The organism is Paludibaculum fermentans (genome assembly GCF_051172195.1).
GTDB lineage: Bacteria > Acidobacteriota > Terriglobia > Bryobacterales > Bryobacteraceae > Paludibaculum > Paludibaculum fermentans_A.
The window spans coordinates 6,126,868-6,150,805 of the sequence record NZ_JBPJAQ010000001.1 but is presented as its reverse complement, the minus strand read 5'-3'; the positions used below and the strand labels follow the sequence as shown (position 1 = coordinate 6,150,805).

The following is a 23,938-nucleotide window of genomic DNA, read 5'->3' as shown; positions in this document are numbered from 1 at the left end:
CGCATGTTGGTTATCGCTGGAGTCCTGGTCGTCATCGGTGCGATCATCGGCGGCTATCTGCTGGAGAAGGGCAACCTGCTGGTGCTCATGCAGCCCGCCGAACTGCTCATCATTGGAGGAGCCGCGCTGGGTACGCTGCTCATCGCCAATCCGCCGCACATCATGATGAGCATCCTGAAAGGCCTGCCCGCCACGATCAAGGGCAGCAAATTCGGCAAGGCCTATTTCACCGAAACGCTGAAGATGCTGTATGACCTCTTCGTCTACATCCGCAAGGTGGGCCCGGCCGCGGCGGAAGCCGATGTCGAGGATCCCAAGGCCAGTTCGGTCTTCTCACAGTTCCCCAAATTGTTGTCCGATCACCATGCGCTTGATTTCGTATGCGACACGCTGCGCACCTACTCCAGCGGCACCGTGGGCCACTACGACATCGACCAGATGATGGAATCCGACATGGAAGTCCAGCAGCATGAACGCGAAGTGCCCGTGGCGTCGCTCTCCACCATGGCCGACAGCCTGCCCGGCCTGGGCATCGTCGCCGCCGTGCTGGGCGTCGTTATAACCATGGGCGCGCTGGGCGGCCCGCCGGAAGAGGTGGGCCACAAGGTCGCGGCCGCTCTCGTCGGCACCTTCCTGGGCATCCTGCTCTGCTACGGCTTCGTCGGCCCCATCGCCGCCAATATGGCCAAGATCAACGAATCAGAAGCCCACTACTACCAGGTGCTGCGCAAAGGCATTGCCGCCTTCACCAAAGGCATCGCTCCGCTGATCGCCGTCGAGTCCGCGCGCCGCGCCATCCCCGCGCACGTGCGTCCCACCTATAAGGAAATGGACCAGGCCTGCCGCAAGTCCGCCGGTTAAGGAAGCGACGCCATGGCAGCCGACTCCCAACAGCCCATCATCGTCGTCAAGAAGATTGTCCACGGCGGCCACCACGGCGGAGCCTGGAAAGTCGCCTATGCCGACTTCGTCACGGCCATGATGGCCCTCTTCATCGTCCTCTGGCTGCTCAATTCCAACCAGAAGATCCAGAAGGCCGTCGGCGGCTATTTCAACGATCCCAAGGGCCAGGGCAAGATGGTCGGCAGCACGAAATCAGCCAGCGGCGAAGGCATTTCCATTCGCAAGGAAGATATGTCCGAGCTGAAACAGCGCATTGAGGCGGCCATGAAGAAGGAGATCAAGGATTTCGACAAGCTCCGCGAGTTCGTCGAGATCACCATCACCGAGGAAGGCCTGCGCGTGGAACTGATGGAGTCTGCCAAGAGCACGTTCTTCGAACGCGGCCGGCCCGAGCCTACAGGCGACGGTAAGGAAGTGATCGAGATGCTCGCCGCGCAGCTAGCGCACCTGAAGAATAAGCTCGTCATCGAAGGCCACACCGACGCCAAGCCGTTCGGGACTCCGGAAGGCTACAGCAACTGGGAGTTGTCGGCCGATCGCGCCAATGCCGCCCGCCGCCTGATGGTCCTGCATGGTGTGGAGAACCACCAGATCGCCCAGGTGCGCGGCTTCGCCGATCAGCGCCTGCGCAATAAGGACGATCCCGAGGCAGACTCCAACCGGCGTGTATCCGTCATTGTGCGATTTGAAGACGACCTGGGCGGAGAGCCCAAGGCCGAGCCGGCCGGAGGGCATGGCGAGGCCAAATCAGAGCCCAAGGCCGAGGGCGCCCACCACTAGCTGACGACAGTCTGGTCCGCGGTCACGTCCGCCATCTTCATCATCTGCTGGACCGAGGAAACCGTGACATCCGGGGTCCTCAATGTGGCCGCCGCATCGAAGTCCATCTTCTGCCCGTTCGCCGTCTGCACCGTGATCGACTTGTTGATGTAGTTGCCCCCCGGGTACCAGACCAGCTCTTCCCAGTAGGACACTTTGACCGAAGAGGGATCCACGCCCGCTTTGGTCAATGCCGCATTCAGCGCGGTGCGCGTATCAGGCCCCAGCGCGGACGGCACTGAGGGCTTCACCAGCGTCATGTTCCACTGCGCCGCCGGACTCGGATCGAGTGCCGAGTTGTCCATGCTGTAGGTGATGGCTACCGTCGAGCCGCTATCCGTCGAAGCCGTGCTGCCGGCCGCCGAACCGCTCGCCGCACTAGTGGCCGTCGTAGCGTCAGAATTCTGACTGGCCGATGGGGAACTTGACGCCGCATTCTTTGCGGCCAGCGCCACGGCCAGGAACGGAGTCATCCCCAGCGTCGACGTGTCATCCGAAGATTCCGCCGCTGCCGCGCTCGCGGTCTCCTCGCTGGTCGCCTGTAACTCGTCCTTAAAGCTGCTCTTGAGGCTGTTTTCCAGAGCGCTGGTTAATCCTTTGCCCTGGCCCATGGCCGAGAGCAGTTCACCGAGAGACTGGCCTGCACGATCGATTCTCATAGCTGTCCAGCCTGATCACTTGCACGGCTCAGACCAAACTCCGACGGTCAAACTCACTAATCTAGAGAGAGGAGTTCCTTTACCATCGTGCGCATTCTTCGTACCTCGCTGGCCCTCGCCTTGGCCTGCTCCACCCTCGTTTCCGCTGGTGAAAAAAAAGCCAGGAACATCGTGCTCTTCCTGGGCGACGCGGGCGGCATCCCCACGCTGCATGCCGGCAGCATTCAGGCCTACGGCAAGCCCAACGCCCTGTTCATCCAACGCATGCCCAACATCGGCTTGTCCGACACCTCGGCGGCGAACAATTGGGTGACCGATTCCGCCGCCGGCATGACCGCCATCGTGACGGGCCAGAAGACCAATAACGGTGTCATCTCGGAAACAGTCCCGGCCCAGGGCCAGACCAGCGGCGCGGCGTTGAAGACGATCCTGGAATACGCGGAACAGCACGGCCTCTCCACCGGAGTGGTCTCCAACAGCTCCATGGCCGACGCGACGCCCGCCGCCTGCTATGCCCATGCCCCCAGCCGCAAGATGCTCGGCGAGATCTTCGCCCAGGTCTGGAAGCCGCGCTTCGGCGACGGTGTCGACATCGTCTTCGGACCCGGCCGCAAAGGCATCACAGCAGCCACCCAGGCCCTGGGCCTGAACATCGATACGGAACTCAAGAACAAGGGCTACTTCTTCGGCTCCGTGTTGAAAGACGTGCCGGCCGGCGCCAAACGCGCGGTAGTGCTCTCCGATGACGCCGATTTTGACGTGACTGCCGCCACGAACGCCGCCATCGAGATCCTCTCCAAGAACCCCAAGGGCTTCTTCCTGATGGTGGAGTCGGACCTGCATACCGACAGGATCGACCGCGGCCTGGGCCGCATTCCGATCGTCGACAAACTGGTGGAGAGCACCGCCACGAAACTTCAGTCGAACACCCTGGTCCTATTCACAGCCGACCACTCATTTGACCTGCGCACCATCGGCCTCGCCAAAGGCACGCCTTATTTCACGGCCGGCGCCGACGGCAAGCCCGTCTCCAACAAAGGTGTCGTCATCCAGGGTAAACATTCGGGCGAACAGGTGCTGGTAGCCGCCACCGGGCCCGGTTCGTCCAAGGTCAAGGGCTTCCTGGTGAACACGGACCTTTTCGGGATCATGTTGTCCGCCTACGGCTGGAAGGCCGACTAGGCGGAGCCTTCCTGGGGCCGCCAATGCCTGGCCGCACGCGCAAGACTCGGGCTTTGCGTGTTGGATGAAGTGTTGCCGGGCAGGCGGGCGGACTTGCGGAAGAGTGGGCCCCAGGGGAAATGCGAGGGCAGGCGCGGTGCCCGCCCTCGCTAGACTGACTCCGTTGCTTAGGAGTTCCGGCGGCGGGCCATCACCACGAGCGAAACCAGGCCGCAGCCCAGCAATGCGAACGTGGTGGGCTCCGGCACTCCGGAAACCGGAGCTCCGGTATCGCCCAACAGCAGATTCTCGAACATCTGGTGGTTGTCGTTGCTGGCGGTAAGGCCGACGTTGTCCCAGACATTCTGATCCGTGATCAGGAAGACGCTGCCCGGGCCGACATTCTGATACGCCATCATGACATTGGTTAAGTCAGTGCCAAGCATTAGGGACTGCGCAGTCCCGGTCGGCAGCAGTGTGGCGAAACAGGCGTAGTTATACAGGTTCACTCCAGCCGTCAACGGGTTGGCCAGAATCTGGCCGCCGGCCACCGTGGCATCGTGGAACCCTGTATCAATCATCGTGTTGTTGATCTGTATGGTCGCGCCGAGGGCGGTGAGCGCGGCATTGATGCGGTTGTTCTGATCCGGCATGTATTGCCCGTGCTCGCCCATGAACGCAATTCGCCCTCCGGACGAGAGGAAACTCGCCATCTTGGCCAGTTCGGCCGGTGTGTAGTCATCGGCCGGCTGCACGGCCCACAGCAGCTTCACGCCCGCCAGATCGACCGTATCCAGGGTCCCACTGGCGATCGTCGACGTTGTACCCGGTATCGAACTGTAGAAGTTGTTGAGCGTGTTCAGGTCATACAAGTCACCCCAAATCTTGACCACCGCGCCTTGAGCGCAGAATGACCACATCACGCAAAGCAGGCCTATAGAAATAAGACGTTTCATTGTTCTCCTCCAAGAACGGCAAAGACCTGATCAGCCGTAGACAGTCAGGACTACTCAACAGACTCCAACAGATACATACGGGTGTCAATACTTTAGCTCTATATATTTATGGCTGACTAATCTTCATTGAAATGTTTAGTCTGCATCATCTCCGAACTTCACCCATCTGGATATATGCTACCTTCCACCTCGGCAGGAACCAGGCAACAGTCACCAAGCCAAGTACTTAGGGCCCTCACGAATTCCCTCTACACACTCGTGCAATCCAGACAGGATCGTCCGCCTGTGGCCCGCCTCGGCGGGTAGTCCAAAGCAACGGCCGAATCTGCTGTGACAACAATCACCCTCCCAGTATCAATACAGGAAATAACAGATATTGCACTGATGAGATTGGATCGATCTTATATTGAGGGATACTCAGGGCGAATTCTTAACCGATCATCAAATGATTCAATATTGTAAGAATGATTCGATCAAGGGGAGAGATCAAACGCAAAAGCAGCCAGGTCCTGATGGAATCCTCCCATCTGGAGCTGGCTGCTTATATAAGGAACTTCCTACTGGACGGGGACCCGCTGCGGCCCGACCTGCCCGCGTTCTACAGGCAGGCAGTCGGCGCGACGGCCGCCCAGGGCAACCCGAAGGGATTGTCCGCACTCATGCGCGTGCCCGGAGGAAACACGTAAATGTGGTTGACGTTCACATACAGCGCCGCCGGCCCGCCCGTCACTTCCGGCGGGATGATGACGTCGTTGCCCGTCGCCAGCGTGACGCACCCATCGCTCACCTCAATCGTGCCATCCGCCTTATACTCCGCAATGGCGACCCCATAGCTCGACGCCGAAGTCTGCGGTTGCTCCAGGCAGTATTCCTGCTCCCCCAGGTAAGTCCGCAAATGCAGGAGATTCTCAGTGGAATCCGCGATGGCGACCACGGTCAGCCAGTCCTGGCTCCCCAGGTCCGAGTAGGCCGGAATGTCGAGTCCACCCTTCGTCAGGACATTGCAGCGATCGGTGCCGAACAGCTCGATATGCTCGGTCACGATGGACGGCTTGTCGCTCGCGCTGCCGTCCTTTTCTCTAAAATCGATGGTGACCGTTGTACCCTTGTCGATTCTTGCGCCCATGATTCACTTCCTCCCTTGGCCATATTCTCTTGCGCTGGACGGTGGGGCCCTCGCCCCAGGCCAGCCGGTTGTGTCGATTTCGCCCATCGAACGGATCCATGCCAGGCACAATCCATAGCACCGTGGAGCTGACAGAATCCGCCCGGGCGTTTCTCGGCGAGCTCTCGCATTACTGGACCGAGGCGCCGGAACGCGCCGATTTGTGCCTTTGCTTTGGCCTGCACGATCTGGGGCAGCTTCTGCAGCAAACGCCCCAGCCGCCGATCCTGCTGCTCTTGTTTTCCGATTGTGCCGTCCTGGCCCACTTAAACGGCTCGGGTTCCTGTGGCCAATGCCTACTTCATTGGCTCGCGATTACCCAATTCAATCGGCAGCAGGCCCGGGAAACTCCAGCCATTGACACGATTCCGCTCATCGGCACCCTGCTCGAGACGGCCCACCAGGCAGCCCCTCCGCCGGCCAGCACCGTTGCCGTGCTCGAGTTCGCCACGGCCAAGGTCAGCCGGCAATTCGTTTATCCACGCCGCAACTGTCCGCTCTGTTCCGGCACTGCCCTGCCCGCGGACCTCCCGCTGCAGGCGCACTGCGCGCCCTTGACCGGCATCGTGAATCGCGTCGAAGTCAGCGCGGCCCCCTCCGCCGGAGCCTTCCGCGCCCACGCCGTCTGGAACAGTCCGCTGCCCATCGACAGGGTCCGGCCCCTGCTGCGCCGCCAGGCTTCCTACGGCCGCGGCCGCACCGCCTCCGAAGCCATCGACGGGGCTATCGGCGAAGCCCTCGAGCGCTACAGCCTCGTCTATCGCGGCGACGAATCGCTGGTCCGCGCCCAAGCGGCCGAACTCGAAACCCTGCACCCCGATTCCATCCAGCTCTACAGCGCTGCCCAGCACGCACAGCGTGACCGCTGGAACGCGCTGCCTGACGAGATCTTCCATATCCCCGAGCCCTTCGATTCCGGCCGCCCCGTCGACTGGCTGCCCGCCCGCGATCTGCACGGCGGCCCCACCCGCTTCGTCCCCGCCGGCTGCTGCCTCATGTGGTATCAGTTCCAGCCCGGCGAGCCGCGCTTCGCCAGCGCCGACACCATAGGCTGCGGCAGCGGACGCACGTTCGACGACGCCCTCGCACATGCTTTGTTGGAATGGATCGAACGCGACGCGATGTCACTCTGGTGGTACAACCGCGCCCGCCGGCCCGCTGTCCGCCTGGAGTCCTTCGACGACCCGCAACTCCTCCACACCGCGGAATCCCTGCGCGCCATCGGCCGCCGTCTGTACCTGCTCGACTGCACCACCGACTTTGGCATCCCTGTCTATGTGTCCGTCGCCCCGCGCCTCGATGGCTCAGAGCTCCTCTTCGCCTCAGCCGCCCATCCTTCGCCCCGTGTTGCCGCCTGGAAAGCCGCCAGCGAAGCAGCCCAGGTCTGGACCACGGCCCAGACGACCGGACGCCTGCCCGATTCGCTGCGGCCGTGGCTGTTGGAGCAGACGCTCGCCACGCAGCCTTACCTGGAACCGCTGGGGACCATCGACGCGGCGCCGGAACCGCCTCCGCTGACTACCGCCGCGCAGCTTGAACTCGTTCTCGAACGACTGCAGGCCGCAGGTCTCCGCGCCTATGCCGTGGATCACAGCCGGCCCGATGTCTTACTGCACACCGCTCGCGCCATCGTACCCGGCTTACGCCACATCTGGAATCGCCGCGCCCCCGGCCGGCTTTACAGCGTTCCGCCGCGCCTCGGCTGGCTGCCCGCGCCATTGACCGAGGACGACCTGAACCCCATCTGCTGCATGATCTGATCGTCAAAGTGCAGCCGCCGCAGCAGCGTTACGAATCGCGCATCGCCATGCAGCGGCTTCAATACCGGACTCGTGGCCATCGACAGCAGCGTCGTATCCCGCCGTTCGTAGGCCCGGTTCAGCCACGCCATCGCCTGGTCCGCATCGCCTAGTTGCGCATAGACGCCCGCAATCAGCAGCCCATCCACTGAACCCGTCTTCGAGATCTCCTCCAGCCGCGCCAGCAGTTGCCGCGCTTCGTCCGGCTTACCCCGAAACGCTTCCAGCGACGCCCGCTCCGCCATCACGGTCACCGCCGGGTATTGGAGCTTCGCCGTGAAGTCCAGCTCCTCCGCCGCCTCCGCGTAGCGTCCCTGATGCTTCAGCAGCCGGGCATTCAGATAGCGCGTCAACCCGAAATTCGGGAAGGCCACCAGTTGCTCGCGCAGGTGCTGTTCCATGCGGTCCAACCGGCCGGAGGTCCAGTAGAGAAACGCCAGCTCGCACCACACCATCGGCTCTTTCTGCTGGCTCAGCGTCAGCGCCAGCCGGTCGTGTGTCTCGGCATCCAGGTAACGGCCTCGCTTGCGCAGGTGCACGCCATACCAGTAGTGCAGTTGCCAGTCGTTGCCGTCCAACTCCACAGCCCGCTGCAACGCTTGCCCGGCCTGCGGCCACTCTTCCAGATCCAACGACTGGACCCAGCCCAGCGCTCCGTACGCGCGGCTCGAATGGCTATCCAGCCGGATCGCTTCCGCGGCCGCCCGCCGCGCCTCTTTCGTTGCCACGGCTGCCGGCAGCGAAGCCGCATTGGCCGCTGTCGCATACGCATACGAAAGTTCCGCCCAGCCCTGCGCCCATTTCGGATCCAACTCCGTCGCCCTGCGGAATCCTTCCACGGCCTCCACATGCCCCTGCTTCGTCTGCGTGCTCTGTTTCACCCGCGCCACGTCCGCGGCCAATTGCGCCTCCGCTGTGGGTTGGTGGGGCCGCCGGACCACCCATACCGCCACGGCGAGCAGGATCATCGCCACCAGCGCCAGTGCCGACCACCGGCGCCCCCGGGTCCAGGCAAACCGCCCTTCTATCCGCCGCACCACGGCTACAGCACTGCCCGGCCGTCCGCCCGGCTCCCGCGTCAAACACGCCTGCACCGCCTCGTTCCAGCGCCGCGGCACACCGTGGAGCGCCGGCGGATCCTGCGTCATCCGCAGCCAGGCCGTCTCCAGCGGGGTCGTCCCCTGAAATGGCGTCTGCCCGGTCAACATCTCGTATACGACGATCCCGAAAGAGTAGATGTCCGCCGGCGGACCCACCGGCGCTCCGCCCACCTGCTCCGGAGCCATGTACATCGGCGTGCCTTCCATCGCACCCCGTTCCATGCGGCCCGAATCCCATTCGCTCACCGCACTGTCCGCCAGCGGGCGCGCCGCCGCCGACAACCCGAAGTCCATGACAACCGCCCGCTCGCTACCGTCGAGGTTCCTGGCCAGCACCACGTTGCCGCTCTTGAAGTCGCGGTGCACCACGCCCGCCGCATGCGCCGCGTCCAGGGCCTCAGCCAATTGCCGGGCCACTGACAGCGCGTGTTCGTGCGGCAACGCGCCCTCGCGCCGGATCCGCTCCGCCAGGTTCTCGCCTTCCAGCAGTTCCATCGACAGGAATACGATGGAGCGCCGCTGCCCGTCCAGCTCCACCTCGTGCCGGAACAGGTCATAAACCCGCGCCACGTTGGCGTGCGTCACGCGCCGCGCCAGTTGGATCTCCTGCTTGAAACGCGCCAGGATCTCCTCACTGCGTGTCAGCAGCGGCCGGATCGTTTTCAGCGCCACCTCTCCGCCCAGTTCCAGGTCCGACGCCGCATAGACCTCGCCCATGCCGCCTTCGGCCAGAAAGCGCTCAATGCGGAACCGCCCGGAGACCACTTCGCCCGGCACAAACGTGCGCATGCCTGAGCCGACGATCTCCGCCGCCCGCTTCATCGAAAGTACGGGGCCCGCCAGCACGGACGCCGCCGCATCGTGATGCGCCAGCAGTTGCAGCAGCGAGAGTTCCATCGAAGGATCGCCCGCGCAGGCTCCGTCCACAAACGCCAGCCGCTCGGCCTCGTCCATCTGCATGGCCTCTTCGAACAGCTGCTTCAACGCGGCCCAGCGTTCCGCCATCATGACGCGGCCAGCTCTTTGCGCAGCCACGCCCGAGCCATGCTCCAGTCCCGCTTCACCGTGCGCACGGAGATGCCCAACGCCTGGGCGATCTCGTCTTCGGCAAAGCCGGCGAAATAGCGCATCACCACCACCTGCGCCAGCCGTTCATCCAGCTGCTCCAGCCGCGTCAGCAGCCGGTCGACCTCAATCACCACATCCGGCTTTTCCGACGTGATCAGGTGCCATTCCTGCACCTCGACCGCCGCCCCGCCGCCGCCCCGTTTCAACGACCGGTATTGCCGCGCATGATCCACCAGAATCTGCCGCATCACCTGCGAAGCCACGGCAAAGAACTGCCCACGGTTCCGCATCGCCCAGTCGCTGCCGCCGGCCAGTCTGATGAACGCCTCATGCACCAGGGCAGTGGGTTGCAGGGTGTGGTCCAGACGCTCGTGCTGCATCTGTTTCGCAGCAATTCGCTTCAATTCCGGGTAAACCGCGGCCGCCAGCCGGTTCCGCGCCTCCACATCACCCTGCCGCATGCTCTGCAGCAGAATCGTGATCTGGTCCTCAGGCGTTTCACCCATTGCGTCTAACCACAGCGGAACTTCATTTTAACGCACCAAGCAGGGCACCCCGGCCAAACCCGCGTTCTCGCTACCATATTTGGAAATGCGTTCTCCGCGGTTCATCGTCCTCCTCTTCAGCCTCCTACTGAAGCCGCTCCCGATCCCGGCGCAAGAACACCTCGCCGGCAAGCAGGGGGAAGTCCTCCGCTTCTCCACGCACGCCGCTTTTGCCCGGGTTCACGACCGCAAGTTCCCCATTTACGACGGAACCGCGCTCATCCCCATCGCCGTGATTGACAAACCCGGCGACTATCCCCTGGAACTGCTCTCCGTGGATGGGAAACCCCTCGAAACTCGCACCCTCACCGTCCTCGACGCTCACTATCTCACCCAGAACGTGGCCCTCTCCAAGGCGGTGGTCGAACTCGCGCCCTCGCCCGGCGAAATGGAGACCGTCAACGCCCTCAAGAAGCTGGAATCGCCGGCGAAGCTGTGGGCCGAACCCTTCCTGGCCCCCGTCCCCGGCTGTATGAACTCGCCCTTCGGCGTGCAGCGCTACCAGAACGGCAAACCCACGGGCAACTACCATGCCGGCGTCGATCAGCGCGGCCCCCTGGGCAAACCCATCGTCGCCACGGCCGCCGGCACGGTGCGCATGGTCCGGTCCTACAACCTCCACGGCAATGTTGTGGGTGTCGATCACGGCCAGGGCGTCGTGTCCATCTATCTACACATGTCGAAGACGGCGGCGCACGAAGGCGACGCGGTCAAGCCGGGCGACATCCTGGGTTATGTGGGCGCCACCGGCCGGGCCAACGGCCCGCACCTGCATTGGAGCCTCTACGTTCACGCCATCGCCGTGAATCCCACCAAATGGGCCCCGCTGACGGCCTGTGCCGCCGCCGCACCGGCCAAAAAGGCGCCGCCCGCAAAACGCAAGCGGGCACGCTGAGCCCGGGCCGGCCGGTTAGTGAATATCCAGCCCCACCCGGCACTTGTGGTGCAACGACTCCTGCTCCATCTCGCGGTAGGCGCGGTTGCGGCGCGTCAGCTCATCAAAATCCACCAGGTGCGCATCGAACTCCGGCCCGTCGACGCAGGCGAACTTCACTTCATTGCCGACCGTCACCCGGCACCCGCCGCACATCCCTGTCCCGTCGATCATCACCGGATTCAGGCTGGCGTGGAGCTTCAAGCCCCATCCGCGAGTCGCCTCCGCCGCGGCCTTCATCATCGGAATCGGACCGATGACGTGCCCCTCCTGGAAGGTGCCCGGACCCGCCAGGCTGTTCAGCAACTGCACGACGTTGCCGTGGAATCCAAAACTACCGTCATCGGTGGCCCAATGCAGCTCGTCCACCGCTTCCTTCAGCTCGGCGTCCAGGATGCGGTAGTTCTCTGAACGAGCTCCGCACAACGCGGTCACCCGGTTGCCCGCCTGGTGGAACGCCTTGGCCACGGGCAGCAGTTCGGCCACACCCACTCCGCCGGCCATGCACACCACGTTCTTGCCAGTACTCATCGTCGCCGGTTCGCCCAAGGGACCCACCAGGTCGCACATCAGCGCTTCAGGCTCCAGCGAGACGGCTTCCTTCGTCGTCTTTCCGATCGCCTGGATCACCATCGTGATGGATTGCCGCGACGCATCCGAGTCCACAATGGTCAGCGGGATCCGCTCGCTGGTCTCCAGCGGCCGGATGATGATGAACTGTCCAGCCTTCCAGCGCCGTTGGATGCGCGGCGCTTCCACCTCCAGCAGGGTGACCAGGGGGGCCAGCTCCCGTTTCGCCAGGACGCGATTCATCATTCCACCTCCGGAGTGCCGCTGATGGCGTTATGGATGGCCTGGGCGGCCGCCCGGCCGTCCTTCATGGCTAGGATGACCGTCGACCCGCCGCGCACCACGTCCCCGCCCGCATAAACATGGGCCATGGATGTCTCACCGTGCTCGTCGATCAGGATGCGCCCGCGGCGCGTGATCAACTGTGGAGTCACCTTCTGCAAAGTGGGATTCGGCGCCTGCCCGATCGCCGCCACCACCGTGTCCACCGGGATCCGGTGCCGGCTGGATTCGACCGGTACCGGCGCCCGCCGTCCGCTCTCATCCGGCTCGCCCAGCTCCATGCGGATGCACTCGATCTCTTTCACATAGCCGTTCTCGTCGCCGAACAGGGCTACCGGCGCGGCCAGGAATTCGAACTTGACGCCTTCTTCTTCCGCGTGTTCAATCTCTTCCAGCCGGGCCTTCAGCTCAATCCGGCCCCTGCGATAGAGAATCGTCGTCTCGCTGCCCATGCGGTTCGCCCAGCGCGCGGCGTCCATGGCGGAGTTCCCACCCCCCACGACAATCGTGCGCTTCCCGACGCGAACCGGCGTCGGTGCGTCCGGAAACTTGAACGCTTCCATCAGGTTGATGCGGGTCAGGAACTCGTTGGCGGTGTACACACCCACCAGGTTCTCGCCCGGAATGCCCATCATGTGAGGCAGGCCGGCCCCGGTCCCGATGAAGATGGCCTGATACCCCTCTTCCATCAGCTCTTTGAGCGAAGCCGTCTTGCCAGCAATGAAGTCGACGACAAACTCGACACCCATGTTCTGCAGCCGGGCGATCTCTTCCTTCAGAATCTCGCGCGGCAGGCGGAAGTTTGGAATCCCGTAAGCAAGCACGCCGCCCAGCTTGTGCAGCGCCTCAAAGATGGTCACCTGATAGTTCCACCGCACCAGATCGTAGGCGGCAATCAGGGAAGCCGGTCCGCTGCCCACCAGGGCGACCTTGGGTCCTGTCGGCTTCGGATAACTGGTGGCCAGCTCCTGCATGCGCAACCGCGCATGGTCCGCCGCAAAGCGCTCCAGGCTCCCAATGGCAACCGGGTCCCACTTCCGCCCCACAATACAGGCGTCCTCGCAGAACAGCTCGTGCTGGCAGACCCGGCCGCAAACACCCGGAAACGGACTCTGCTCGCTGATGACGTCGTGCGCCGCCTGGAACTCGTTTTCCGCCAGCCGGGCGATGAAACGTTTGATGTCGATATGCAGCGGGCAGGCCTCGATACAGGTGGGTTTGGCGCACTGCAGGCACCGTTGCGCCTCTACACTCACCTGCTCGGGCGTGAAGCCCAATGCCACCTCTTCCGCGGTATGCGCCCTAACTTGCGGATCCAGAAGGGGTAAGGCCTGTCTGGGAGCCTTTGGATTGGGTTTGTATTTCAGGGGCGGCGCGGCCATGGTGGGATCTAAGCAATCAAGATGCCAAAGTCCTCTTTTGCCGATTGGGGCATTTCGCCCTCACGGCTCACCAAGGCACTTCCCTGCCCCGCAGGTCTGGCGTCCACCCACACCGACACCCTATCCTGGGTAGCGGTGCGCAAAGTCCCCAAACTTCGTGGCGGCCGGTCCACCCTCCGGCGTATTCTCGTCTGGATTCTGTATCTCGTCCTCGGCTACTACGCCTGCATCGTCCTGGCTCTCTCCGGCCTGCGCTTCATCGATCCGCCCTCCACCGGAGTCCAGACGCAGCGCCGTGTCGAATCCTGGTTCAAAAAAGGCAAATACCAGAAGCGCTATAACTTCGTCCCGCTGGCGCGCATCTCACCCAACTTCCAGTGGGCTGTGATCGCCGCCGAGGACGGCCATTTCTACCAGCACCATGGCTTCGATTGGGAACAGATCAAGGATGCGGTGGAAGACGGCATGGAAGACCGCCGGATCCGCGGCGCCTCCACCATCTCCCAGCAATTGGTCAAGAACCTGTTCTTCACCACTGCCGGCTCGGCCATCCGCAAGGGCCTGGAATTCACCATCACCCCGCTGGCCGAACTCATCCTCGGCAAAAAGCGCATTCTCGAGCTTTACCTGAACGTCAGTGAATGGGGGCCCGGCGTCTTTGGAGCCGAAGCGGCCGCGCAGTATCACTACCACACGAACGCGTCCAGGATCTCCCGCGAACAGGGCGCACGCCTGGCCGCGATTCTGCCCAGCCCCCTGCGCCGCACCCCGGCCCGCATGGACCACTACTCCGCCATCATTCTGACCCGGATGGGTCAATTGGGTCGCTAGCCGCCGGCCGCACCACTCGCGGCAGCACCTCTTCCAGGGCGCGCGATAGTGTCTCCAGGCTGACCGGTTTGGACACATAGGAATCCATCCCGGCGGCCAGGCACTGCTCGCGGTACCCGGCCATGGCGTGCGCGGTCATGGCCACAATCGGAATCCGCTGCCCATGTCCGTTCTCCCACCGCCGGATCGCCTGCGACGCGGCCCAACCGTCCATCTCAGGCATCTCGATATCCATGAAGACGACGTCAAACTCACTGGCATGGACCCGGGCCACCGCCTGCAGCCCGTCTTCCACCACCTCGACCGTATGACCCAGCCGCCCGAACAAGGCCGTCCCCACCCGCTGGTTGATCGGATTGTCCTCCGCCAGCAGAATCCTCAGGCGGCGCAGCGGCGGCTGCGGCTGGAAGCGCCCTGGCCTGGCGACCTCGGCCCGCTTTTCTGAAGTGCACACCGCATCCAGCACGGCATCCAGCAAGGCATGGTTTGGCACAGGTTTGGTGAGCAGCGCGGAGAGCCCCGAAGCCGGCCCGCGTTTGCGCGCCTTCTGCTGGTAGCCGGATGAAAGCATGACCACTGGCAGGTTCCTCTGCGCCGGCATCGCTTTGATCGACTCCAACAGCGAGAATCCATCCTGCCCGGGCATATGGCAATCCGTGATCACCAGGTCGATGGGCTGGCGCAGCGCCTCTGCCTGCCCCAGCACGGCCATCGCGGCTTCCACGCCGCACGCCTGTTCCGGCCGCATCCCCCACGCCGAGAACGTTTCCTGCAGGATCTGCCGGTTGGTGGCGTTGTCGTCTACCACCAGCACCCGCTTGCCGCGCAGGCACACCGGGTTGCGTGTCGCCACCTTGCACGACGCATCGTTCGGCTGCAGGTAGCGCGCCGTGAAATGGAACGTACTGCCGCTGCCGGGTTCACTTTCCACCCACAGGCGGCCCTGCATCATCTGCACCAGGCGCACACAGATCGAAAGCCCGAGCCCTGTACCGCCATACTTCCGCGTCGTCGAGGCGTCGGCCTGGCTGAACGCGGAAAAGATCGCCTGCTGCTTCTCCGCCGGGACACCGATCCCCGTGTCCTTAACTCGGAAATGCAGGTCCCACGCTCCAGGCAGGCTCGCCTCCACCGTCACCGACACCTGGATCTCTCCGGCCGGTGTGAACTTGATCGCGTTGCCCACCAGGTTGGTGATCAACTGCCGCAACCGCGTCGGGTCGCCCTGCACATACTCCGGCACCCCTGGCGCGACGTGGCACAACAGCTCCAGCCCCTTCTCATCAGCACGCAGCGCCAGCGGCTGCAGCGCATCGTGAATCGTCTCGCCCAGCGCGAAATCCACCGAGTCGAGATCCAGCTTGCCCGCTTCAATCTTCGAAAAGTCGAGGATGTCGTTGATCAGCGTCAGCAGCGAATCGGCCGAGCGTTTGACGATGTGGACATACTCCCGCTGCTCCGGCTGCAACTCGGACGAATTCAGCAGCTCCGTCATGCCGATGACACCGTTCATCGGAGTCCGGATCTCGTGGCTCATGTTGGCCAGGAATTCGCTCTTCGCCCGGCTGGCGGCTTCCGACGCTTCCTTCGCTTTCTCCAACTCGTCCTGGGCCTGCCGCAGCGCCGTGATGTCGTGCAACAGCCACACCTGGATATCGTCATCGGAGTAGCCGTTGAACTCCACAATGCGGCTGGACCCGTCCTGCCGGCTGATGTGCGCTATCGAACGCGGAGCCTCGCCCGGCGCCAGTTCATCCAGAGGCACCTCCTGCTCCGCCGCCGCGAACGCCTGCGCCACCGCCTCCAGGTCTTCCGGATCATGGCCCAGCAGGCGCTTCGCCGCCCGGTTCAGCTGCAGCATCCCGCCTTCGAAATGCAGCGCTCCGGCCGGCAGCCGGTCAATCAGCCGTCTCAGCCTTTGTTCGCTGCTCTCAAGCCTGAGCTGCGACTCCTTCTGCTCCGTAATGTCCAGCGATACGCCCATGATGCGGTGCCCTGCTCCGCTGGCGGATGGCACCACATGGCAGTGACAGCTCAACCACCGGATGCTCTGATCCGGCAGCACCACGCGGTGTTCATAACTGGAGTTCCGGCCGTCCCGGATCGTCGCCCGCACGCCGCGGCTCACAATCCCGCGGTCATCCGGGGCCACGAATTCCAGCGTCTGTTCAAAGGTGAGCTTCTCCGCCGTCTGGCCGCACAGCCGCATCATCTCCGGCGACATCTGGAACTCGCTGCGGTCGACATCCACCTCCCAGGTGGCGACGCCGGTCGCGGCCTGGATCAGCCGTAACTGCTCGCGATTCGCCAGCAGCTCCTCGCGCAACGCCTTCCACTGCGTGATGTCCTCGGCAACCAGGATGATATGGTTGGGCCTGCCGCCCGCATCGATTCCCAATGACGCCTTCGCGTAAACCCAGATCAGCTGGCCGTCCCTGCGAACCCAGCGCCGCTCTGTACTGAACTCCCTGATCTCGCCGGAGACCAGCTTCTGGTGCTGGCCAAACGCGTACTCCTGGTCGCGGGTGTGGATCAGATGATCCGGCGGCAACACGGCCAGCTCTTCCGGAGAGTAGCCGGTTATCACCGACATTTGCCGGTTGGTCCGCAGGAAACTCTGCGTGTCCAGCGTGATCAGCGCAAAGCCGACGGCCGCTGCTTCAATGGACTCCTGCGGCCACGTGGTCCTGGTCTGGCCCAACTGGCGCAGTTGCCGAGCCCAGGCTTCCCCCTCCGTTGCATCCGCTACCTGGGAATCGTTCAGAATCTTTTCGGAATCGTGCATCTACTCAGTCAGCCTCTGATCAGAAGTCGCACCAGCGTCTGGTTCAACAATAGGTTGGCGATTTCGCCATGGGTGATCGGGCCGGTAATCGTACCGGCGGCCCGGCCCTCCAAATGACAATAGAGATAGTTCAGGACACAGTTGCAGGCAAACGCGCATTCGCCCCGGGGCTCAGCCAGCGTGTGGAAAGCACTGCGGTAGCCAGGCAGCGGAGCGGCCAGCCTGTACTCCACTCCTTCAAACACCGGTGCGAAGAACTTCACCAGCCCCGTCCGTGTATCCACTGATTCGATGCTGACGTTGATGATTGAGCCGTTGTAATCGGCCGTCAGTGGCAGCCGCATGTCGCCCTGCCGGCTGTCCAGATACTGCGCGAAAGGAACTTCCTCTCCCTCAATAAGACACGTGCTGGCCTGGAATCCGGTGCGCGGGAACCGCAGCCCGGCGCCGCTGCCCGGCTGGAAGACATTCACAATCTCGAGTTCCGCCATTTTGCCGGCCGGCAATTCCACATGCATCGCCACCGCATCCTGTCCCGAGAACAGGCCGGTGACTCCGTCCACCACCTTGGGACTGAGCTTATTCGAACCATTCTGCGAGCTGCCAGAGATCCAGCCCACCACAGGCTTCACGAACATGCCTGGATAAACGTGGGCGCTGTGCGCATAAGCGGCGTGCACTTCGCTGCCGGCGGGCAGGATCAGGGCCGTATAGCCATTCTCGGGCGCCTCGTCCAGCAGGTGCGGCAGGCTGGCAGCGGTGTAGGTACGGATGCGGGCGCCGGTAGCGCAGGCAGGTAAAGGCGTGACAAACACACGGTCACGTGAACACACCCCGCCCTCCAGGTCCATGAAGTGGTCCGTGGTCCCGGCGATCCAGTTCCCCTTCGGCAGCTCGCGCAAGACGCCCTCATGGCCGGCCAGCAGCAGCTGCGTGCCTTGTCTGATTTCCCGCGCGACCTCTTCAGGAGCTTGGAGCATGGAACTTCCTTAATCCACCAGCGCGGTCAACTCAGGCGTGAGCACGCGCTCGAACTTCACACAGAACTCACGGGCATGCCGGCAGAGCTCTTCCAGGTTCTCGACCGTAGGATTGCCCTGATAACGCAGCCGGATGGTGAACAACAGCATGTTGAACGAGAGGTTATTCGAACGCACAGCTCGGGCGCCGGTCACGAGTTGCGTCCAACAGGGATGTTCTGCTGGTGGAATCATCAAAGCCTCTGGTCTCTCGGTTTATCGACCAAGCTGAGTGAAAAGAGTAGGGGATTCCCGGGCTCCAGGCAGTACCCGTGGAACTTAATTGCGGAGTCGGACCCGCAAAGGCCCATTCCGGCTATCCAAGCCCGGGAAAGTGTCGAAACCTTAATTCTGCGCGGTCATGCGGACAGCCGGCTGCTTCGCCTCGGCTTCCACCAGCTCGTTCATCCGGCCCAGTTGCTTCTCCAGGAACCCCATGTCTGTAAACGGATCGCCGCCCAGCCGGCCCCAGTACACACGGCCCTTCTTGTCGATCAGCAGGGTGGAATGCAGCTCCATCTCTTCGAAATCGTCATACGAGTGAAAACGGCGCGCATTTTCGTGACTGGTATCCGACAGCAGGCGGACGGCCAGGTCGCCATACTCCTTCAGCCCGCCCTTGTTCTTGGCGGGGTCGGCGCTGCTCACCGCCAGCACCACCGTCTCCAGCCCCTCCCAGTCGTCTTTCTTCTTCCCCAGGTCGCTCAGTTGCTTCATGCAGTGCGGGCATTCCTGGCCCAGGTAGTACACCAGGATCACGTTTTTCCCCTTGAACTGTTCCAGTGAGACCGGCTTGCCCGAGGCATCCTTCACGTCCAGCCGCGGAGCCGGATAGGGCGCCCACTTCGCCGGCCCGTGCGACTCCAGCGGGATCCGCGTGTACTCGCGCTGCGGGCCCGGCGAAGAGTCGCGCGGCGTTGCAGTGATCCCTGTCGCCCTGGCCTGCTCCAGCAGCTTCAGCCCGCTATCGGCATGACGCGTCTGGAACAGCAGCCGGGCCATGGCATCCTGAGCCTTCGCCGTTTCGCCAAGTGCGGCATAGGCGCGCACCAGGCCCGATAAGGCAAAGATGTCGTTGGCCGCCAGCGTGAGATCCTTCTCGAAGGCCTGCGCGGCCAGCAGCGGACTCTTCGCCGCCAGGTACGCTTCGCCCAAGGTGTTGTAGAGCGCCTCCGGATACATCGGCGGATCGGCATACTCGCGCTGCAGCGCAAACTCGCGCTCCGCCGCATCGGCCAGCAACCCCAGCCCGAAGATCGTCTCGCCCCTGGCAATCGCGATGCGGGCCCGTAACTCCAGCACATAGGTATCGAAGATCCGCAGCCGGAAGTTGTCCTTTTCAAACTCCTTGCGCAGCGGCGGCAATTCGGCCAGCTTCTTTTCGGCGTCATCGAGCTTACCTTTGCCGAGATAAGCGCGGGCCTCGAAATAGGCCTTCGACGCCTTCTCTCGCGGGATGTCGCGCCACGGAATCAGCTTCGCATCCAGCAGCTCGTCCCATCGCTCAAACTTGACCAGTACCCGCGCCGCGGCCTGCAGTCCGTACGAGTGACTACTGTTCGGAATCTCGTTGTTGTCGTTCGGATCCAACGGAGCGTCGATCAACTGCCGGGCTCCGAACAACGCCGCCTCGGCCATCCCCATCTGCTCCTGTATGTAGGAAAGGTAGTTGCGATTGTGCCCGTAGTTCCAGTTGTTGAAGGGGAACGTCAGGCTGTCGCGCATGTACTGTTTCTCGACGCGCGTGGCCGAGTCCATCGAAATCGCCGCCTCGTCCCACATGCCCACAATGCTGTAGATGTGGCCGGGCATGTGCTGCGCGTGGCCGATCGACGGCACGGCGTCCGTGTAAGCGCGGCAACTCACCAGCGCCTGCGCCGGTTCGTGGTAATCCCAGTTGTGGATGCGGTAGTGGTGCGCGCCGGGATGCATCGGCTGCCGCGCCAGGATCTCGCGGATGATCATCTCCGTGGCATAGCGGGCGTCACCCAGCGTGGCCAGCGCCAGGTAGGCGCGGGCCTCCATGTCATCGGGAAACTTCACGGCCAGCGTTTCCAGCTTCTTGATGTGGGCGGCGCGCTGCGCCTGGTAGGAGCCCTCGTCATCCTGCTTGGCATCGGCCGCGGCATGCACCGCATCGGAAATCAGGATCGCCTCCCAGGCTTCGATGTACAGCCGCTCGCGCTCGCTCACGCTGCCCTTGCGTCTCGCAGCCTCACGGATGAAATCGGCAGGCCGGTTGCCGCCTCCGGCGCGGCGGTCGGCATTCGCCACCGCCAACCCCCAATAGGCCATCGCGTTCTCCGGCTCCAGCTTCAGGCACCAGCGGAACGACCGCTCTGCTTCATAGAACCAGAAGGAGTGCAGCAGCGCATTGCCCTGGTCGAACCACTTCTGAACCTCGGGGTTCTTCGTGGTGATGGGGAAGTGGGCCGTCCCGATGCCGGTCATCGGCCAGGGCTTCTGCCGGGGTCCGCTGTCAAACGCGGCGCCATGGGCGGAATGCCCTGATTTATAAGCATCGGCAGGACTCAGCGTCTGGGCTGGGGCCAGCGAACACAGCAGGGCCGTCATCAACCAAGCATCCCGGTAAGCCATATTGTTAGCAGTATAGCCGCCAGCGCCCTTCACCAGATGGGATGAATCGCGGGCACATCCTGGCGCAATCCCAACTTGAGCAGGCGGGGCACCACCCTGCGTTCCAGCCCGAACCCATACCACAGCGGCTGCAGGTCAGCGCTCATCGCGCGCATCACACTCAGCCCCGTAGTACCAATGTCGGACGAAGTGACATCCACCAGGGCTACGCGAATCCCGGCCTGTCCCAACTGCCGGGCAGCGGCAGCCAGGGTCCGCTCCGCCGGCCTTTCGAGAACGCTCCGCAGCGCCACTGGCCCGCCGCCGCGCAGCCAATCGAAGGCAGCCGCACGCCGCGCATCGAAATACCAGGCCGCGTGATCCATCATTGCGTGGACGTCTTCCGGCCGCTCCGGCACGGTCAGCGCGCCCCGCCGCATCATTTTGCGTAGATGCGGACCGGTCTGCCCCAGTTCCAGAATCGCCTGCCGCAATGCGCCCGCCGCATCGAGATCCGCGCCCAGCGCGATGGTCGCACCCGGGTACTCCGCTCCATCGCCCAGGGCCAGGCACATCACCGCCGTGCCGCAGGCCGCCGTCTCCAACCGGTAGAGCTCCACCGCCGCCCCCAGCCCGCGCACTCCGTCGATCACGGCCGCCAGAGCAGGCTCCAGTGTGTTGTCCAGCTCGATCCGTGTGCCGGCTCTGCCCGTCAGCCACGAGGCCAGAAACGCGTCGCGTTCCACCAGTTCCATCACGGCTCGCAGCGCCGCCTCCTCGCGCCCGGGATGTGAAGCCAGCCCGTTCGACGTGCCCTGCGACAGGAATTGCTCCGCCGTCACCTGCATGGCGAGATAAGCCGAAATCGCGGGAAGCCACACCGGCTCTTTGCAGTCGAGCCACTCGCCCGCCACCCAGGGCTGCACCGCGTCTGGCGAAAACCTCGTATACGGGAATCCGGCCCGTTCATATTGGTCATCCGAATACACCGGATGCAGGTCCAGCCACTCGCCCGGCAGGCGGGACGCGGCCTCCCAGACAATACGCGCAGGCTCCGGCAGCGAGGGCGCATAGCGTTCCACTGCTTCGCCCACGGCTGAGTAAATCGCGCCCGGAAGATCCAACCCTTTGCCCCAGCCAATCGGCAAGGGCCGCAGCGTGCCGTCCGCATTCAGCACATGCGGCGGAGCGGCCGTCGCCACCAGCGGCGTGGTCACGCCCAGTTCCTCCGGGCTCTCGACTACGAGGCGCGACACAATGCCCGTGCGGAAATCCAGGATGCCCGCCAGTTGCTCCAGCACACCGCCGTCCACCTGCAGTCCGGTCCGCGGATGCAGGGATGCCCCGCCGCACAGCTCGCACGAGGGCAGAGGCACCACCCGGTGCAGGGCTGACGTACGGGCGCGGGTATCCACGATGAGTACCTGGTCGAGTAGAGGCGAGGCGAGCGGACCTTTGCGCAGAATCGTGCGAGCTTCGCGGATCAGCAGGGGCAGGGCCAGTTCCAGTGACGCTAAGCTGTCATCGTCCGCGGGCACTTGCTGCGACGCCGCGTAGAGCCGCGTCTGCGCACACAACGGACAGCCGGCGCGGCCTTCCACGGCGACGGGCCCGAGGATGGTTTCCGTATTCCGAAAATCGGCGCCCAGGCAGACTGCGCCCGCGGCCAGCGCACGAACGGCAAACGGTTCGAAACCGCGCAGGCACACGACCAGCCGGGGAGGCGGCGCATCCGGCCCTGCTTCGTTCAGGACGACACTGGCGCCGAAGGCCTTGCGCATCTGCGCGGCCACCACACTGGCAGTCGGGGGTCCGAGGATGAGGATGTTGGCTTGGCCCAGCCGGCGCGGGCGAGCCCCAGGGTTCGCCCGACGGCTGGAAACACTGTCTCTACGCGCCACCCTTGGCGGCTCTGGCTGCGGGCTTGGACGCTTTCTCCAGGGCCTTGGTGCTGGCGGCTACTTGTTTGACCATGTTCTGCATGACGTCGAGTTGGTGACTTGCCATCTCCAACTGCACCGGCGTCGTAATGCCCTTGATGATCTCCCAGAAGCGCAGGCGGTCATCCCCGTCGCCTCCCAGAAGCTTCAGAAGAGCAGCCGTGTCGCGCTGCAGCGCAACCACTTTGGACTTGAGAATTTTAGGATCGGAACCAGGCACTACACTACCTCCGTGAATCAAGGGGAAATCCCCAAAAAAGTGTGAAACTTCGATGATTGTGGAGTCCATTTCAAATCATGTCAAGGAGAAATGTATTGGACGGGTAGACGACATTCGTGAAACCCGCCGCGTTGTCATGCGTCCATCCACTCGAAGCCGACGCTCTCCAGGCGCAGGGAGTGCGTGGCCGGAAAGGACCGCCGTCCCGCATGTCCGAGCATCCCGTCACTCGTTTGCCCGACCCTGATCCGACCACGAATCAAGCCTCTTCCACCAACTCGCCAACTCACGCAAAAATCGCCGCGGAGCCCTGGTACCAGCGCTTCGGCGCTACCTGCCGCGAACTCTTCTTCCCTGCCATGCTGCCCCCGCAGGCCGTCACCGCACGGCCCGTCCAGGTGGCCGAACTCTACTCGCGCGATCCGCTCCGCGGTCCGTCGCAACTGCTCTCCATCGCCTTGCATGTGGGCGTCGTGGCTCTGCTCTTCACGCTGGGCAGCAATCAGCAAGTGCAGCAGGCGGTCAGAAATTTTGTGCCCGTCGTTGCGCCCTACTTGCCGCCGGACCTCCTGCCGCGCACACCGCCGCACGACACTCTCGCCGGCGGAGGAGGCGGCGCCCGCTCTACCCTGCCCTCCAGCCAGGGCGCCCTCCCGCGCGCGGCGCAGCGCCAGTTCGTACCGCCCTCCGCGGAACGCAACAACCCCGCTCCGCGCCTGCTGATGGAAGCCACCATCCTCGCCGCGCCCGACGCACAATTGCCGAAAATCGACCTGCCCAACTTTGGCGATCCGTTCAGCAAAGCCACCGTCCCCTCTGATGGCCGCGGCTCGAACGGCGGCATCGGCGATGGCGATCGCAGCGGCGTCGGCTCCTCGCATGGTCCCGGCTACGGCCCGGGTCCTGACCCGTTCGGCGGCAGCATCGCCCGTGTCGGCATGGGCGGAGTGAGTGCGCCCGTGCCCATCTTCCGCGTCGAACCCGAATATTCCGAAGAGGCGCGCAAGGCCAAGTTCCAGGGCGCCGTCCGCCTGGCCATCATCGTCGACGAGGCGGGCCGCACCGCCGCGGTCAGGGTCATCGGCCCACTCGGCATGGGGCTCGACGAAAAGGCGGTGGAGGCCGTCCGCAGGTGGCGCTTCAAGCCCGGCCTGAAGAACGGCCGCCCCATCCCCGTGGAAGCCCAGATCCTCGTCACCTTCCAGTTGCTGTAATCATCCGGG

At 63.7% G+C, this 23,938-nt stretch carries 20 protein-coding genes; 7 read left to right on the top strand and 13 right to left on the bottom strand.

The window, feature by feature from the left end; translation table 11 throughout:
• Positions 1-3 precede the first annotated feature (3 nt).
• Both motA and ACR9Y2_RS24675 read left to right on the top strand, forming a co-directional pair.
• Entirely contained in the window at positions 4-861 is an 858-nt protein-coding gene (motA, locus tag ACR9Y2_RS24680) for a flagellar motor stator protein MotA (RefSeq protein ID WP_435044348.1), read from the top strand.
• Between the two features lie 12 nt (positions 862-873).
• On the top strand, positions 874-1,683 hold the full coding sequence (locus tag ACR9Y2_RS24675) for a flagellar motor protein MotB (protein WP_435044347.1): 810 nt from the start codon (positions 874-876) through the stop codon (positions 1,681-1,683).
• Here the strand turns inward: ACR9Y2_RS24675 and ACR9Y2_RS24670 are convergent.
• Positions 1,680-2,381, bottom strand: a complete 702-nt coding sequence (locus tag ACR9Y2_RS24670; protein ID WP_435044345.1) for a hypothetical protein — start codon at positions 2,379-2,381, stop codon at positions 1,680-1,682. The genes ACR9Y2_RS24675 and ACR9Y2_RS24670 overlap by 4 nt on opposite strands.
• An 87-nt stretch (positions 2,382-2,468) precedes the next feature.
• On the opposite strand from ACR9Y2_RS24670, the gene ACR9Y2_RS24665 reads away from it, so the two are divergent.
• Positions 2,469-3,563, top strand: a complete 1,095-nt coding sequence (locus ACR9Y2_RS24665) for an alkaline phosphatase (protein ID WP_435044344.1) — start codon at positions 2,469-2,471, stop codon at positions 3,561-3,563.
• Between the two features lie 167 nt (positions 3,564-3,730).
• Here ACR9Y2_RS24665 and ACR9Y2_RS24660 read toward each other — a convergent pair whose 3' ends face one another.
• Both ACR9Y2_RS24660 and ACR9Y2_RS24655 read right to left on the bottom strand, forming a co-directional pair.
• A complete protein-coding gene (locus tag ACR9Y2_RS24660; protein WP_435044343.1) occupies positions 3,731-4,498 on the bottom strand; it encodes a PEP-CTERM sorting domain-containing protein in 768 nt (255 codons plus the stop codon).
• Positions 4,499-5,096: 598 nt separating this feature from the next.
• The gene (locus ACR9Y2_RS24655; protein WP_435044342.1) at positions 5,097-5,624 is read right to left on the bottom strand and encodes a hypothetical protein; all 528 of its coding nucleotides are present in this window, start codon (positions 5,622-5,624) and stop codon (positions 5,097-5,099) included.
• A 98-nt stretch (positions 5,625-5,722) separates the two neighbouring features.
• On the opposite strand from ACR9Y2_RS24655, the gene ACR9Y2_RS24650 reads away from it, so the two are divergent.
• Positions 5,723-7,423: a YcaO-like family protein gene (locus ACR9Y2_RS24650; RefSeq protein ID WP_435044341.1), complete on the top strand. Its 1,701-nt coding sequence runs from the start codon at positions 5,723-5,725 to the stop codon at positions 7,421-7,423.
• On the opposite strand, the gene ACR9Y2_RS24645 is transcribed toward ACR9Y2_RS24650, so the two are convergent.
• A complete protein-coding gene (locus ACR9Y2_RS24645) occupies positions 7,342-9,597 on the bottom strand; it encodes a protein kinase domain-containing protein (RefSeq protein WP_435044339.1) in 2,256 nt (751 codons plus the stop codon). The two genes, ACR9Y2_RS24650 and ACR9Y2_RS24645, sit on opposite strands and share 82 nt — an antisense overlap.
• Positions 9,567-10,136: an ECF-type sigma factor gene (locus ACR9Y2_RS24640; RefSeq protein WP_435044338.1), complete on the bottom strand. Its 570-nt coding sequence runs from the start codon at positions 10,134-10,136 to the stop codon at positions 9,567-9,569. Before ACR9Y2_RS24640 ends, ACR9Y2_RS24645 begins: the two co-directional genes overlap by 31 nt.
• A gap of 85 nt (positions 10,137-10,221) precedes the next feature.
• On the opposite strand from ACR9Y2_RS24640, the gene ACR9Y2_RS24635 reads away from it, so the two are divergent.
• Positions 10,222-11,070, top strand: a complete 849-nt coding sequence (locus ACR9Y2_RS24635) for a M23 family metallopeptidase (RefSeq protein ID WP_435044337.1) — start codon at positions 10,222-10,224, stop codon at positions 11,068-11,070.
• Between the two features lie 15 nt (positions 11,071-11,085).
• On the opposite strand, the gene ACR9Y2_RS24630 is transcribed toward ACR9Y2_RS24635, so the two are convergent.
• Together ACR9Y2_RS24630 and gltA are read right to left on the bottom strand one after the other, a co-directional pair.
• Positions 11,086-11,925: a sulfide/dihydroorotate dehydrogenase-like FAD/NAD-binding protein gene (locus ACR9Y2_RS24630; RefSeq protein WP_435044336.1), complete on the bottom strand. Its 840-nt coding sequence runs from the start codon at positions 11,923-11,925 to the stop codon at positions 11,086-11,088.
• Complete coding sequence (gene gltA, locus ACR9Y2_RS24625; RefSeq protein WP_435044335.1) at positions 11,922-13,343, bottom strand: NADPH-dependent glutamate synthase; 1,422 nt, start codon at positions 13,341-13,343, stop codon at positions 11,922-11,924. The genes ACR9Y2_RS24630 and gltA overlap by 4 nt, the downstream gene beginning before the upstream one ends.
• 21 nt (positions 13,344-13,364) lie before the next feature.
• On the opposite strand from gltA, the gene mtgA reads away from it, so the two are divergent.
• Positions 13,365-14,174, top strand: a complete 810-nt coding sequence (mtgA, locus tag ACR9Y2_RS24620; protein ID WP_435044334.1) for a monofunctional biosynthetic peptidoglycan transglycosylase — start codon at positions 13,365-13,367, stop codon at positions 14,172-14,174.
• Here mtgA and ACR9Y2_RS24615 read toward each other — a convergent pair.
• The 6 genes from ACR9Y2_RS24615 to ACR9Y2_RS24590 form a co-directional block, all read right to left on the bottom strand.
• Positions 14,140-16,959, bottom strand: a complete 2,820-nt coding sequence (locus ACR9Y2_RS24615; RefSeq protein ID WP_435044333.1) for a response regulator — start codon at positions 16,957-16,959, stop codon at positions 14,140-14,142. The two genes, mtgA and ACR9Y2_RS24615, sit on opposite strands and share 35 nt — an antisense overlap.
• Before the next feature lie 8 nt (positions 16,960-16,967).
• Positions 16,968-17,939 (bottom strand): DUF6976 family protein, encoded by a 972-nt coding sequence (locus ACR9Y2_RS24610; protein WP_435044332.1) that lies wholly within the window; start codon positions 17,937-17,939, stop codon positions 16,968-16,970.
• A 9-nt stretch (positions 17,940-17,948) separates the two neighbouring features.
• Positions 17,949-18,173, bottom strand: coding sequence for a hypothetical protein (locus ACR9Y2_RS24605; protein ID WP_435044331.1), 225 nt, complete (start codon positions 18,171-18,173; stop codon positions 17,949-17,951).
• 150 nt (positions 18,174-18,323) lie between these two features.
• The gene (locus tag ACR9Y2_RS24600) at positions 18,324-20,552 is read right to left on the bottom strand and encodes a redoxin domain-containing protein (protein ID WP_435044330.1); all 2,229 of its coding nucleotides are present in this window, start codon (positions 20,550-20,552) and stop codon (positions 18,324-18,326) included.
• A gap of 53 nt (positions 20,553-20,605) precedes the next feature.
• A complete protein-coding gene (locus tag ACR9Y2_RS24595) occupies positions 20,606-22,336 on the bottom strand; it encodes a YcaO-like family protein (protein WP_435044329.1) in 1,731 nt (576 codons plus the stop codon).
• Positions 22,337-22,445: 109 nt separating this feature from the next.
• Positions 22,446-22,784 carry a hypothetical protein gene (locus ACR9Y2_RS24590; RefSeq protein WP_435044328.1) on the bottom strand — a complete coding sequence of 113 codons (339 nt, stop codon included), beginning with the start codon at positions 22,782-22,784 and terminating at the stop codon, positions 22,446-22,448.
• Positions 22,785-22,924: 140 nt separating this feature from the next.
• Here ACR9Y2_RS24590 and ACR9Y2_RS24585 point away from each other — a divergent pair, with 140 nt between their 5' ends.
• Positions 22,925-23,929 carry an energy transducer TonB gene (locus tag ACR9Y2_RS24585; protein ID WP_435044327.1) on the top strand — a complete coding sequence of 335 codons (1,005 nt, stop codon included), beginning with the start codon at positions 22,925-22,927 and terminating at the stop codon, positions 23,927-23,929.
• Positions 23,930-23,938 lie beyond the last annotated feature (9 nt).

What these genes read in the sequence shown, in the direction of transcription:
- motA (WP_435044348.1), top strand. Translation starts at nt 4, where the DNA reads ATGTTGGTTATCGCTGGAGTCCTGGTCGTCATCGGTGCGATCATCGGC.
- ACR9Y2_RS24675 (WP_435044347.1), top strand. Translation starts at nt 874, where the DNA reads ATGGCAGCCGACTCCCAACAGCCCATCATCGTCGTCAAGAAGATTGTC.
- ACR9Y2_RS24670 (WP_435044345.1), bottom strand. Translation starts at nt 2,381, where the DNA reads ATGAGAATCGATCGTGCAGGCCAGTCTCTCGGTGAACTGCTCTCGGCC.
- ACR9Y2_RS24660 (WP_435044343.1), bottom strand. Translation starts at nt 4,498, where the DNA reads ATGAAACGTCTTATTTCTATAGGCCTGCTTTGCGTGATGTGGTCATTC.
- ACR9Y2_RS24655 (WP_435044342.1), bottom strand. Translation starts at nt 5,624, where the DNA reads ATGGGCGCAAGAATCGACAAGGGTACAACGGTCACCATCGATTTTAGA.
- ACR9Y2_RS24650 (WP_435044341.1), top strand. Translation starts at nt 5,723, where the DNA reads ATGCCAGGCACAATCCATAGCACCGTGGAGCTGACAGAATCCGCCCGG.
- ACR9Y2_RS24640 (WP_435044338.1), bottom strand. Translation starts at nt 10,136, where the DNA reads ATGGGTGAAACGCCTGAGGACCAGATCACGATTCTGCTGCAGAGCATG.
- ACR9Y2_RS24635 (WP_435044337.1), top strand. Translation starts at nt 10,222, where the DNA reads ATGCGTTCTCCGCGGTTCATCGTCCTCCTCTTCAGCCTCCTACTGAAG.
- ACR9Y2_RS24630 (WP_435044336.1), bottom strand. Translation starts at nt 11,925, where the DNA reads ATGATGAATCGCGTCCTGGCGAAACGGGAGCTGGCCCCCCTGGTCACC.
- gltA (WP_435044335.1), bottom strand. Translation starts at nt 13,343, where the DNA reads ATGGCCGCGCCGCCCCTGAAATACAAACCCAATCCAAAGGCTCCCAGA.
- mtgA (WP_435044334.1), top strand. Translation starts at nt 13,365, where the DNA reads ATGCCAAAGTCCTCTTTTGCCGATTGGGGCATTTCGCCCTCACGGCTC.
- ACR9Y2_RS24615 (WP_435044333.1), bottom strand. Translation starts at nt 16,959, where the DNA reads ATGCACGATTCCGAAAAGATTCTGAACGATTCCCAGGTAGCGGATGCA.
- ACR9Y2_RS24610 (WP_435044332.1), bottom strand. Translation starts at nt 17,939, where the DNA reads ATGCTCCAAGCTCCTGAAGAGGTCGCGCGGGAAATCAGACAAGGCACG.
- ACR9Y2_RS24605 (WP_435044331.1), bottom strand. Translation starts at nt 18,173, where the DNA reads ATGATTCCACCAGCAGAACATCCCTGTTGGACGCAACTCGTGACCGGC.
- ACR9Y2_RS24600 (WP_435044330.1), bottom strand. Translation starts at nt 20,552, where the DNA reads ATGACGGCCCTGCTGTGTTCGCTGGCCCCAGCCCAGACGCTGAGTCCT.
- ACR9Y2_RS24595 (WP_435044329.1), bottom strand. Translation starts at nt 22,336, where the DNA reads ATGCGCAAGGCCTTCGGCGCCAGTGTCGTCCTGAACGAAGCAGGGCCG.
- ACR9Y2_RS24590 (WP_435044328.1), bottom strand. Translation starts at nt 22,784, where the DNA reads ATGGACTCCACAATCATCGAAGTTTCACACTTTTTTGGGGATTTCCCC.
- ACR9Y2_RS24585 (WP_435044327.1), top strand. Translation starts at nt 22,925, where the DNA reads ATGTCCGAGCATCCCGTCACTCGTTTGCCCGACCCTGATCCGACCACG.